Annotated in this window: 10 protein-coding genes; 6 read left to right on the plus strand and 4 right to left on the minus strand. The window is 66.4% G+C overall.

Going from position 1 to position 11812, the window contains the following annotated elements:
• Positions 1-237, minus strand: a 237-nt coding sequence (locus tag A5777_RS11535; RefSeq protein ID WP_197502355.1) for a DNA-3-methyladenine glycosylase, incomplete at its 3' end; no start/stop codon positions are given.
• Between A5777_RS11535 and A5777_RS11540 the strand changes: the two genes are divergently transcribed.
• A complete protein-coding gene (locus A5777_RS11540; RefSeq protein ID WP_005209321.1) occupies positions 215-652 on the plus strand; it encodes a type II toxin-antitoxin system Rv0910 family toxin in 438 nt (145 codons plus the stop codon). The genes A5777_RS11535 and A5777_RS11540 overlap by 23 nt on opposite strands.
• 603 nt (positions 653-1255) lie before the next feature.
• The gene (locus A5777_RS11545) at positions 1256-2938 is read left to right on the plus strand and encodes a VWA domain-containing protein (protein ID WP_064862754.1); all 1683 of its coding nucleotides are present in this window, start codon (positions 1256-1258) and stop codon (positions 2936-2938) included.
• A 6-nt stretch (positions 2939-2944) separates the two neighbouring features.
• Here the strand turns inward: A5777_RS11545 and A5777_RS11550 are convergent, their stop codons facing one another.
• Positions 2945-3850, minus strand: coding sequence for a LysR substrate-binding domain-containing protein (locus A5777_RS11550; RefSeq protein ID WP_064862748.1), 906 nt, complete (start codon positions 3848-3850; stop codon positions 2945-2947).
• Between the two features lie 110 nt (positions 3851-3960).
• Between A5777_RS11550 and A5777_RS11555 the strand changes: the two genes are divergently transcribed.
• From A5777_RS11555 to A5777_RS11570, 4 genes are read left to right on the plus strand one after another with little or no spacing between them, the layout of a single operon-like run.
• The gene (locus tag A5777_RS11555) at positions 3961-5184 is read left to right on the plus strand and encodes an acetyl-CoA C-acetyltransferase (protein ID WP_064862749.1); all 1224 of its coding nucleotides are present in this window, start codon (positions 3961-3963) and stop codon (positions 5182-5184) included.
• Positions 5181-5957: a 3-oxoadipate enol-lactonase gene (gene pcaD / locus A5777_RS11560; protein ID WP_064862750.1), complete on the plus strand. Its 777-nt coding sequence runs from the start codon at positions 5181-5183 to the stop codon at positions 5955-5957. The genes A5777_RS11555 and pcaD overlap by 4 nt, the downstream gene beginning before the upstream one ends.
• A complete protein-coding gene (locus A5777_RS11565) occupies positions 5954-6772 on the plus strand; it encodes a CoA transferase subunit A (protein ID WP_064862751.1) in 819 nt (272 codons plus the stop codon). The genes pcaD and A5777_RS11565 overlap by 4 nt, the downstream gene beginning before the upstream one ends.
• Complete coding sequence (locus A5777_RS11570; protein WP_064862752.1) at positions 6769-7410, plus strand: 3-oxoacid CoA-transferase subunit B; 642 nt, start codon at positions 6769-6771, stop codon at positions 7408-7410. Before A5777_RS11565 ends, A5777_RS11570 begins: the two co-directional genes overlap by 4 nt.
• 268 nt (positions 7411-7678) lie before the next feature.
• Here A5777_RS11570 and A5777_RS11575 read toward each other — a convergent pair whose 3' ends face one another.
• Both A5777_RS11575 and benD read right to left on the minus strand, forming a co-directional pair.
• Positions 7679-10192, minus strand: coding sequence for a LuxR C-terminal-related transcriptional regulator (locus A5777_RS11575; RefSeq protein ID WP_064862753.1), 2514 nt, complete (start codon positions 10190-10192; stop codon positions 7679-7681).
• Between the two features lie 50 nt (positions 10193-10242).
• The coding region (benD, locus tag A5777_RS11580; RefSeq protein WP_156529354.1) for a benzoate diol dehydrogenase BenD at positions 10243-11812 on the minus strand (1570 nt) is incomplete at its 5' end.

The raw sequence follows: 11812 nt of genomic DNA on the forward strand, positions 1-11812 counted from the left end.
GGCGCAGAAGTGACCGTGGATGCGGTACACGTACAGCCTCGACGGCGGTCCGTACATGATCTCCGAACGGGGCGTCCGTGTGTACGCGTGCGAGGCCGGATCGAGCGGGCCCGCGTACGCCTCGACCTCGGTGATCCGAATGGTCACACCGTGCCCGCGCAGAAATCGGCCCAGCATCGAACGCGCGGCGGTGGTAACGCTAGGCTGACGAACCATGGCTAAGACGAGCAGCTCCATCGAGGTCGATCTTTCCCCGGAAGATACCTGGTCAGCAGCGTCGGATCTGAGTCGGTACTCGGAGTGGCTGCTTCTGCACGACGGTTGGCGTTCACCGATACCCGGTCCCGGCGAACTCGCAAAGGGCACGAAGGTCGCGTCCGTCGTCAAGGTCAAAGGCACGCGCATCCGGTTCGACTGGGTCGTCGAGACGTACGACCCGACGAGCCAGGTTCGTCTCAAGGGCAACGGCAAGGGTGGCATCAAGGCGAAACTGGATCTCGCCATATCGCCCACCGAGACCGGCTCGTCAGTAGTCTTCACTGTTGATCTGGGTGGTCTACCGCTGATCGGGCCCGCAGGAAAAGCGGCCGCGATGGCAGTCTCCGGCGACCTGACCAAGTCGCTGGACACCTTCCGCGAGGTCTTTGCGTAGAGCTCTCGAAGTCGACCGCAGACATACTTCTCGGCGCGCGCAGCGCCGATGACACCAGGGGGACGCACGACGATGGGGCGGCACTATTCCGACTCCGATTCCGACGGTCAGGGTTCTGACGGTCAGGAATTCGGCGGCGACCGGGATGATCGGCGTCGCGAACCCGGCGCACCCGCTCGTGGCACCGGCGGCTTCTCCGACAATCCGACCCGTGCAGGCGCGCGACCAACGCCGCCGCGACAGACACCGCCTCCGCGACAATCGCCGCCGCCCCGACAGACACCGCCTCCACAGGGACCCCGACAACAAGTTCCGGGCCGCCAGGCTCCTCGGCCCCAAGTTCCTGGATCCCAGCCTCCTGCATCCCAGACCCCTCGGCCCCAGACCCCTCGGCCCCAGACCCCGCGGCCTCAGGCGTCGCGGCCGCAGGGCCAGACTTCACAGGGCCAGACGTCACAAGGCAAGACGCCCCCGCCCGCGCAGCAGCGCCGACAGGCCGCGTCCCCGACAACTCCATCCGCAACAACCCCGTCTCCGACAACCCAGCCTGCCTCGGGGCGCCAAGCAGCGCAGCCCGCTTCGGGTCGCCAAGCGGCGGCGGGGCTGGCTGCGTCGAGCGGTCAGACAACGCCGCGTGGCAGTCGGTCAACGCGCAAGGGTGGCTCGGGCGACGGGTTCGGATTCGAGCATCGTGAGGCGCGCAGCGGTCGTCGAGGGCTATGGCTGTGGAGTGCGGCCGCGCTGCTGGTCGTCGTCGCGATCGTCGGTGGCATCGCGATCTGGAAGTCCGGAATCGTCGGAGGCTGTGGCGACCGCACATCGGTCAGCATCGCGGCCGACCCGGCAATCCGAGATGCGGTCGCCGACGCCACGTCGAAGATGTCGTCGGATTCCTGCTACGACTACACCGTCACCGCGGTGGCGGGCGCCGACGTCCCCGGCCTCCTGACCAGTGGCGACAAGGCGCCAGACCTGTGGGTGCCCGACTCGACGCAGCAGGCGAGGCGGGTGACGACGCAGGTGCGTCGCCAACTCGACACCGTCTCACCGTCGATCGCCGCCACACCCGTCGTGGTGGCGGGTACGCAGGTCGGAAAGCTGTCGAATTGGGTCGACGTGATGAAGCTCGACGGCCTGCGAGCGGGCAACCCGATCGACACCAGCACCGGCGACGCGCCGATCGTCGGAGCACTCGCCGAGGTCGACGCGGGCAAGCTCACCAACGACGACCTCATCGAAGCGATGACTGTGCTTGCGGTCCAACAGAACAACGCCCGCCTGGTCAACGACAACGAGGGCACCCGGCTCAATCTGGCCAACACGTCGACGACGCCGGTGGTCACCACTGAGCAGCAACTCACCCTGTTCACGCGAACGCATCCCGGTTCGAAGCTCAAGTCGTCGATCCCCGAGGACGGCACCGTAATGCTCGACTATCCGCTCATCAACACCGCACCGGAGTCGCGGGCGGAGACTGCGACAGCGGCGGCCAAAGAACTCGCCGATGCGCTCACCGCCGGCGACGGCGCTTCGTCGGTCACCGACGCCGGATTCCGAAAGCCCGGTGACAACAAGGGTTTGACGGTGCTGCAACTCAAGGACCCGTCACAGGTCGACAAGGCTCTGCGCCAGTGGCAGGTGCTCGGCGTCCCGATCCGCACACTCGTCGTCGAGGACACGTCGGGGTCCATGGCCGAGAAGGACGGCGGCGAGACGCGTGCGCAGCTGACGATCGACGCGTCACTGACAGGACTGAAACTGTTCCCCAACAACACCGAGATCGGCGGGTGGGCGTTCGGCGTCGACAAGGGCGGACCGGGACAGGACTGGAAAGAACTCTCGCCGATTCGTCGGCTCGACGCTCAGGCATCGGGCGGTGGCACGCACCGCGACGAACTGAGTGCAGCGGTGAAGGCAGGGCTGGCGCCGTCGGAGCTCGGTGGTGGTACCGGGCTTTACGACACGACGCTGGCGGCGTTCAAGAAGGTTCAGGACAGCTATGACCCGAACTACTCCAACAGCGTCATCATCCTCACCGATGGGCAGAACGAGGACCCGAACAGCATCAGCCTCCAGCAGTTGCTGTCGCGGCTCAAGCAGCTCGAGGATCCCGCGCGGCCAGTGCTTGTGCTCACCATCGGAATCTCCGAGGACGCCGACACCGACGCCCTGAAGCAGATTGCCGAGGCGACCGGCGGCTCGTCGTACGTGGCCAAAACCGCCGGCGACATCCAGACGGTGTTCGTCGACGCGATCCGCGCCCGGGTGCAGGCGGCCGGCCGCTGACGTCCGTCAGTTCGGCAACACCGACTGATCGTGGGCGACGTCGTGGAGGACGTCCAGCGCTCGTTCGACGATCGGGGCGTCGGCGGTGACGAGTCGGGCCGCCGCAAGATCGACGGGGTCGGCGTCGGGCGTCATCGGTAGGTAGCGGACGCCTGCGATTCCCAGAGCGGCGGTCGGCTCGGGCACGACGGCGACGCCGAGGCCCGCTGCCACAAGCGTGACGAGCGTCGAGGTCTCCTGTACCTCGTGTCGGATCTGCGGGACGAACCCAGCGGCGGCACACAGTGCGGCCAGTTGGGTGTGCATCACCGAACGTCCCTGTCCCGCATGGGAGATGAAATCGTCGTCGTGTAGATCGGCGAGCGCCACGTGCTGCTGGTGTGCCTGTGTGTGACTGTCGGGAAGCGCCACCAGCAACCGGTCGCGCCGTACCGGGGTGACAGTGACCTCGGGTGCGGTGATCGGTGGACGCAGCAGGGCGAGGTCGATGTCGCCCGCCAGCAGCGCCGCGATCTGTGCGGGCGCGAGCATCTCGCCGCGCACACTGACGTCGACGTCGGGGAGCTCTTCGCGAAGCGCCCGGACGAAGCGGGGGAGCAGCGAATAGGTCGCCGATCCGACGCACCCGATGGCAAGGCGACCCTGTGTGCCCTCGGCGATTCGTCGGGCGTGCGTTCCCGCATGGTCGACGGCGTCGAGGATGGCGACAGTCCGTTCGAGATATGCCTGCCCGGCAGGCGTGAGTTCCACGGTGCGGGTGGTGCGGATGAGGAGCGGGAAGCCCAGCTCGTTCTCGAGCTGACGGATCTGTTGAGACAGCGGCGGCTGCGCGATGTGCAGTCGCTCGGCGGCGCGCCCGAAGTGCAGCTCCTCCGCGACCGCGCGGAAGTAGCGAAGGTGGCGCAGCTCCATCGGGGCTCCCCTCAGTATGGATATCTCTGGCGTTATTAATATTCCTGAAATCTTAATAGATCCCAAATGGATACTTCTCAATATCGCTGCCAGTTCCTAGGGTTGAATCCATGAACGCCCCCACAGATGTCGTGATCTGCTCCCCGCTGCGCACCCCGGTCGGACGCATGGGAGGTGTCTTCGCGCCGCTGTCGGTCGCCGACCTCGCGACAGAGCTACTGCGCGAACTCACGACGCGGACCGGTCTGGGCGAGGGCAACATCGACGATGTGATCCTCGGGCAGGGCTACTCCAACGGCGAGGCCCCGGCACTGGGCAGGATCGCCGCACTCGACGCAGGGTTGGGAGTCGGGGTGCCGGGCATGCAGGTCGACCGACGCTGCGGCTCGGGATTGCAGGCGATACTCAACGGTGCGGCGCAGGTCGCGACCGGAGGGGCGAACCTGGTGATCGCCGGTGGTGCGGAATCGATGTCGAACGTCGAGCACTACGCGCTCGGACTACGCACCGGCGTCCGCGCAGGCGGCGTCGAACCGATGGACCGGCTCGAACGCGGGCGTCTGACGGCTGGGGGCGAGTCGCATCCGGTACCTGGCGGAATGATCGAGACCGCGGAGAACCTGCGTCGTGAGTACCGGATCGGACGCGACGAGCAGGATGAGTTGGCCGTCCGATCGCATCATCGGGCCGTCGCCGCCCAACGGGAGGGACGATTCGACGACGAACTCGTCGCCGTCACCGTGCCAGGTCGACGCGGCAAACCGGATACGATCGTCGATCGCGATGAACATCCCCGCGCGGACGCAAGCGTGGAATCGCTTGCAGGACTTCGCCCGGTGCGCCAGCGCATCGACGCTGAGTCCACGGTCACCGCAGGAAACGCCTCGGGTCAGAACGACGGCGCAGCGATGTGCATTGTCACGACACGGTCAGAAGCGGAACGTCGAGGCCTCGATCCGATGCTCAGCCTGCGATCCTGGGCGGTCAGCGGATGTGCCCCGGAGACAATGGGTCTCGGACCCGTCGGCGCCACCGCAGCAGCGCTCGACCGCGCCGACCTCACCCTCGACGACATCGACCTCATCGAACTGAATGAGGCATTCGCCGCCCAGGTACTCGCGGTGCTCGCTGAGTGGAAGGTCGACGCCGAGGATGATCGCCTGAACCCCAACGGATCCGGCATCTCGCTCGGACATCCCATCGGTGCAACGGGAGGTCGAATCCTTGCGACCGCCGCGTACGAGGCGCGCCGTCGTGACGCTCGGTACGTTCTCGAGACCATGTGCATCGGTGGCGGACAGGGGATCGCTGCGATCTTCGAGGCAACCCGATGAGCGCGGTCGAGGTCAGTGCGCACGTCACAGGCCGCCCCGATGCGCCGTTCGTGGTGCTGTCGAATTCCCTTGGCTCCACTCATCGAATGTGGGACGCGCAACTCCCGGCGCTCGAGCAACGGTTCCGAGTGGTGCGCTATGACACTCGCGGACATGGTGATTCGCCGGTGCCCGTGGGTCCCTACACGATCGACGACCTCGCCGACGACCTCGTCGGTGTGCTCGATCGATTCGACATCGCATCGGCCCACGTCGTCGGACTCTCCCTCGGCGGACTGACCGCGATGCGGGTGGCGATTCGCAACCCCGAGCGGGTCGACGCTCTTGCGCTCCTGTGCACCGCAGCATGTTTCGCGCCTCCGCAGCCATGGCTCGATCGTGCGGCCACAGTGCGCGCCGACGGTACGAGGGCGATCGCCGATGCGATTCTCACACGTTGGTTCACCGCGGAATACCTTGCCGACGAACGTAATATGGACACGGTCGCGTGGTATCGCGCGATGATCGCCGGCACCCCGGCGGAGGGATACGCAGCCTGCTGCGAGGCGCTCGCCACCGCGGATGTGCGCGCCGAACTCGGGGCCATCAAGGCGTCGACGCTCGCGATCGCAGGCACCGATGATCCCGCGACGCCGCCCGATCGTCTCGTCGAGATCGTCGACGCGGTGCCCGACGGTCGGCTGGAAGTCGTCGGACACGCGGCCCACCTCGCCAATGCGCAACAGCCACAAGAGATCACACCTCTCCTCCTCGAGCATCTGGAGCACTCATGACCAACGTCAATTCGTCTGCACGGCACAGCAAAGTGGCCGAGTCGGCGGTCAGCGCCGTCGCCGACATCCCCGACGGCGCAAGCCTCGCAGTCGGAGGTTTCGGACTCTCCGGCATTCCCAAGTTCCTCATCGACGCCCTGCTGACGCAGGGAGCGAGTGGACTGACCATCGTGTCCAACAACTGCGGCGTCGACGGTGCGGGATTGGGCCTGCTGCTCGAGGCGCGGCGCATCGACAAGGTGATCGCGTCGTACATCGGCGAGAACAAGGAGTTCGGCCGCCAGTTCCTCGCGGGCGAGGTGACCGTCGAACTCACACCGCAGGGCACGCTCGCCGAGCGAATGCGGGCCGGCGGCAGCGGAATCGGCGCCTTCTACACGCCGACCGGGGTGGGCACTCCCGTCGAGGAGGGCGGTCTGCCGTGGCGATACAACTCCGACGGCTCGGTCGCACTCGCGTCGGCTCCGAAGGAGGTGCGGACATTCCACGGGCGGCAGATGGTGCTCGAGGAATCGATCGTCACCGACTACGCACTGATCCGCGCGGCCGTCGTCGACACTGCGGGCAACTGCTGTTTCCACGCTGCCGCACGGAATTTCAATCCACCTGCCGCGATGGCCGGACGCATCACGATCGTCGAGGCAGAGCGCGTCGTCGAAGTCGGTGAACTCGACCCCGACGAGGTACACCTGCCCGGAATCTTTGTGCAGCGGGTCGTCGAACTGACGCCGCAGCAGGCGGAGGACAAGGGAATCGAACATCGGACAACCCGGCCGCATCCCGTGGCAGTCGGCGCAGCAGAGGTGGCATCATGACCTGGACTCGTAACGAAATGGCCGCGCGCGCAGCACAAGAGCTGAGACCCGGCGACTACGTCAACCTCGGCATCGGACTTCCGACGCTGATTCCCGACCAGATGCCCGACGACTCGGGGATCACGCTGCACGCAGAGAACGGCATCCTCGGCGTCGGCCCGTTTCCCTACGACGAGGACGTCGATCCGGATCTCATCAACGCGGGCAAACAAACCGTATCGACGCTGCCGGGCGCGTCGTTCTTCGATTCGGCCACCAGCTTCGCAATGATCCGCGGCGGTCATGTCGATGTCACAGTACTCGGCGGCATGCAGGTCGCGATGAACGGCGACCTGGCCAACTGGATGGTCCCCGGCGCGATGGTCAAGGGCATCGGCGGCGCGATGGACCTCGTCAACGGCGCCGGCCAGGTCATTGTGCTCATGGAACACGTCACCAAGAAGGGCGACCCGAAGCTCGTCGCCGCATGCTCACTTCCGCTGACCGGCCGCTCCGTGGTGAGCCGGGTCATCACCGATCTGGGCGTATTCGACGTTGCGGCAGAGGGATTCGACGTCGTCGAGCTCGCGCCCGGCGTCGAATTCTCCGACGTCGAAGCGAAGACCGGCGCGCCGCTGCGGGCGTCGACGTCGGCGTAGATTCTTCGGGAGGTCGAGGTCCGGGGTCTGGGGCTGCGTGCTCTTCCGCGGGTTTTGGGTGTTTCCGCGTGTTGTTTCGCGGGGAAGGCTATGGAGCTAGGGGAAAGTTTCCTTCCCCTACTTTCTGCGCGCGGGGTGCGGACGCGACCCCAAACTCTTCCGCGGGTTTCGGGCGTTTCCGCGTGTTGTTTCGCGGGGAGGCGTCGGGATCTGGGGGAAGGGTTCTTTCCCCTACTTTCTGCACGCCGCGCCCGGCGCCGCGCCGCGCCTACCGCCTCAGCGCGGCAAGCTCGGCGCGGGATCGGATGCCGAGTTTCGCGTAGGTGCGGGTGAGGTGATACTGCACGGTCTTTGGTGAGATGTAGAGCTCGGCAGCGACTTCCCGATTCGACAACCCGCGCGCGACCAGTGCTGCCACCGACTCCTCCTGCGGAGTGAGTACGACGTCGCTGCTGTCGGTGCGGGAGGTGTGGAGCCCGCCGGCCTTCAACTCGCGGTCGCACCGCTCGACGTATGTGACGGCGCCGAGCGACGCGAAGATCTCGCGAGCGGTTCCCATCACGGTGTCGGCCTCCCGTCGCTTGCCGGAGCGGCGCAGGGTCTGGCCGTATGCGAAGTTGATTCGCGCGGAGTCGTAACGCAGGGGAAGACCTTCGACAAGCCGAAGTGCCTCCTCGAAAGCGGCTCGCGCTCCGTGGATGTCGCCGATGGCGCCGAGGTAGCGGCCCCGTGCATAGCCCAAGCGGGCTTGTGCCGGATGGTGACCACGCTGCGCCGCGAGTGTCTCGTGTGGAGTGAGCAAATCGTCTGCGGCGTCGTGACGACCGCTGAGCACCAACGCATTTGCAAGCACGTCGACCCACGGCCACCAGCCGGGCTCGACGAGTGCAGGCGTGTGGGCTGCCAACTGTCGCAACGGCTCGAGTGCGCGGATCACACCGGCGTAGTCGGCCTTGGCTTCGGCGAGATGCGCCCTGGTCAGCATCTGAGGAACGCGGATGATCTCGTAGTCGCCCGCGAGCGCTGTCGCCTCGTTGAGGTCGGCGTCCGCTGACTGCCAGTCTCCGCGAAGCGAATGAATCTGTGCGGCAGTCCACGTGAGCAATCCGGTGACCAGATGTATGCCGCTCGTCCTGGAAAGACGCCTACCTTCCTCGACGACGCGCAGCGCGGAATCCCAATCCCCGGTGGAAAAGTGCACGCGCGCAAGCCAACCGTGAGACCACAGTGAGATCCGGGTGGATCCGCCGAGCGCTGCCATCGACACTGCGCTTTCCAGGAGGCTTCGTGCGGTGACGACGTCGCCGAGCCCTAACCTCAGCCAACCGTGGCCCATCGTGACCCGCTGTGCCTGCGCTCCGAACCGCACATGCGCGGAGAGCGACTCGTAGGAGGCGAGCGCCAGGTCAGGTCGTCCCGACCAGGCAAGCCCCAGCCCGCGGATGCTCGCGGCCTCAATCCCCGCGGGTGATGTGTCGCCTGCCATCGAGATGGCTCTGTCCGACCATTCGACGAGTTCTGTTCCGCGGCAACGTACCAGGTCGTGGAGGACCCACCGTTGTGCTATCACCGCCGCGACCTCTGGCTCGCGCTCGAGGTTGACGATGCTCCATGCACGCTCGAGCCGGACCTGTGCTTCGGTGGAGCGGCCACGCAGGATGGCCAGATACGCGAGAGTGGCGTCACGAAGCGGCGTCTCGCGAAGAATCTCCACCGACGGGACGAGGGAACCCGCTGCGATGCAGTCGCCTGCGGCGAGCAGTGCGTCGACCGACAGCGTGATCCGTTCGTCACGCAGGATCGGGTCGGAAGTCAATCGTCCTGCGTGGCGGAAGAGTTCGGCCGCCTGCGCCCATGCGCCGTCGGTACCGAGGGATTCGGCCATCGAGGCGACGTCATCTGCCAGTGCAGGGTCTGCGGCGGGCGTCGCGGCGATTCGATGACCAAGCTGCTGTGCGGGATCGGACGTCAATTCCGCAGCGCGACGGTGCATGTCGGCGACGCCGCGCAGCCCCATCAGCTCGACCACCGCGGCACGGGTCATGGGATCTGCGGGTCGAGGGCGTGTGGTGGAGGGCGTGAGTGCGAACGGTGCGACGAGGAGTCCACTGTTGAGTGCGTTGTCGATCGCCGAGAGCGGATCGGCGCAGTCGGCCAACTCCAATGCGGTACCCATCGGTTCCGAATCGTCGAGGATGCAGACGGCCTCGACGAGACGCCTTGTGTCGTCGTGCTGTTCTGCGAGAACCCGCGCGACATCGTCTCGGACTTTCCGAGGTGCGGGGAGGGCGACATCGGCCTGAGTCCATGCGGCACTGGGTAACTCGTCGAACAGTGCAAGCATCGCTCGTGGATTTCCCGCTGTATGTGCGAGGAGACTGTCGACCACGCTCGGATGGATGGCAAGCCCACGCGCCGACGCGAGAATGTCGACAGCTGCACGATCGATTCCGTTGAGCTGCAACGTATCGGCGAGGAGCGCGTCGATTGCGGGTGTGCGGGTGGTCGCAGCGAGCGCGACAAACCCGTCGGTGTCGCCGCTCATCGCAGTCGCCAACTCGTCGCCGCTGAGCAGGTCAGCGTCGTCGACGATCCGTAGAGACAGCCCTTGCTCCGCAGCGCGCCTGAGCGTTTCGCGCAGGACCGTGCTGTTTCCCGTTCCCGCGGCACCGAGCACGACCACGCGGCGTCGACCGTCAACCGAGTCGGCCGACGCCGCGGCACGGTCGAGGATGGCGGCGATCTCCCGATCACGGCCGACACACCTGGCCTCGATGATCACCGGTTCATCCTATTCGCGACGCTGCGGCCGCCATGGCGGAACGTCGATGTCTACCCCTGGTCACCGCCCGCAACGGGGAGTACGGAACCGGTGATGTACGACGCCTCGTCGGACGCGAGGAAGCAGATCGCGGCGACCTGTTCGTCGAGCGTGCCGTACCGCTTCATCAGCGACGACTCCTCGGTCTGTTCGATATGGGCGTCGAACCACCGCTGCTCGACGTCGTTGCGGGGTTGCGGTGTACCGCGCGATATCCGTCGTGGTGGCGCCTGTGTTCCGCCGGGAGCTGTTGCGGTCACGCGGATTCCGTACTCGGCGTACTCCATCGCCAGTGATGCCGTGATCGCATTGACGCCGCCCTTGGCAGCGGAGTAGGGGATGCGGTGTATCCCTCGGGTGGCAGCGGACGACACGTTCACGATGACTCCCTGTCCGGCCTCGACCATCGGCGGCAGCGCGGCCCGGCAGGCGAACAGCGTCGTCATCAGTGAGCGGTCGATCTCGGCGCGGATTTCGGCGTCGTCGAACTCCGTGAACGGTTTGAAATTGATGGCACCGCCGACGTTGTTGATCAACACGTCGACGCGTCCGAAAGTGCCGATCGCGCAGCTGATCGCGGCACGTGCGCCGTCGTAGGTCTCCATGTCGGCGACGGCACCAACCGCGCGCACCCCGTCGTCTTCCAGGGACGACGCGACGTCGTGGACGACCTCGGCACGGTCGGCGCACACCAGCGCGCCTCCCTCGGCCCCGATGCGTCGTGCGGTGTGCTCGCCGATGCCCTGAGCGGCGCCGGTCACGACGACGACCTTGCCTGCGAATCGGCCGGGACTGACGAAACGGGGTCGACGGCGCGTCAGTTCGTCAGCCATGGCGCGACGCATCGTCTGCTTTGATCGATCGGCGTGCGCGGAGATCAGACTGCGTGCACGGTTGCGGTCACCGGAAGTGAACGCCTCGACGATGTCGAGATGGTCCTGTGCGCACAGCGGGTGGCACCACGTGGCGTTGCGTAAGACCTCACCCATTCGACCTTTCACACCGAGGGCCGAGTAGGCGGCGAGCAGGTGATCGTTTCCCGTGAGGCCGAACAGGTAGTCGTGGAACGCGGCGTTGGTCTCGGTGTATTCGGCTGCGTCGACGAACTTTTCGCCGTCGACGAAGGGCACTGTGGCTTCGGCAAGCAGTCGGTATCCGGCCAACTGTCCATTCGTCATGCGACCGAACGTGAGCTCGAGAGCTCCCAATTCCAGTGCGGCGCGGGCCTCGAACAGCGCGTCCGACTCGTGGATACCCGGATGTTCCTCCCCGATTTCGTAGCCCTGCTCGGTCACGGTCGGCGGTGTTGTCGGGATGTCGACGACGGGCATGGGCGACGGCGTCTCTTTCGCGTTCGCGTCAGCTTCGGACAGGCGTGCGAAGACGGATTGTCCTGCGATCGAACGGGTGTCGTCGCAGACGAGTAGCGTACCGGTGTCCGCGTCGAGGGCGCCGGGCGCAGCGGACGTCTGGGCATCGGACCACACCTGCTGTCCGGCGATGCGCCCGATCGCACCGGCGTCGTCGATCGCGGCCGGCCGCGTCGACAGTGCTCCCAGATCGCTGCGCGCGCGCGCAGAC

This window comes from Gordonia sp. 852002-10350_SCH5691597 (assembly GCF_001665715.1).
Taxonomy (GTDB): domain Bacteria; phylum Actinomycetota; class Actinomycetes; order Mycobacteriales; family Mycobacteriaceae; genus Gordonia; species Gordonia sputi.

What these genes read in the sequence shown, in the direction of transcription:
- A5777_RS11565 (WP_064862751.1), top strand. Translation starts at nt 5,954, where the DNA reads ATGACCAACGTCAATTCGTCTGCACGGCACAGCAAAGTGGCCGAGTCG.
- A5777_RS11550 (WP_064862748.1), bottom strand. Translation starts at nt 3,850, where the DNA reads ATGGAGCTGCGCCACCTTCGCTACTTCCGCGCGGTCGCGGAGGAGCTG.
- A5777_RS11570 (WP_064862752.1), top strand. Translation starts at nt 6,769, where the DNA reads ATGACCTGGACTCGTAACGAAATGGCCGCGCGCGCAGCACAAGAGCTG.
- A5777_RS11555 (WP_064862749.1), top strand. Translation starts at nt 3,961, where the DNA reads ATGAACGCCCCCACAGATGTCGTGATCTGCTCCCCGCTGCGCACCCCG.
- pcaD (WP_064862750.1), top strand. Translation starts at nt 5,181, where the DNA reads ATGAGCGCGGTCGAGGTCAGTGCGCACGTCACAGGCCGCCCCGATGCG.
- A5777_RS11540 (WP_005209321.1), top strand. Translation starts at nt 215, where the DNA reads ATGGCTAAGACGAGCAGCTCCATCGAGGTCGATCTTTCCCCGGAAGAT.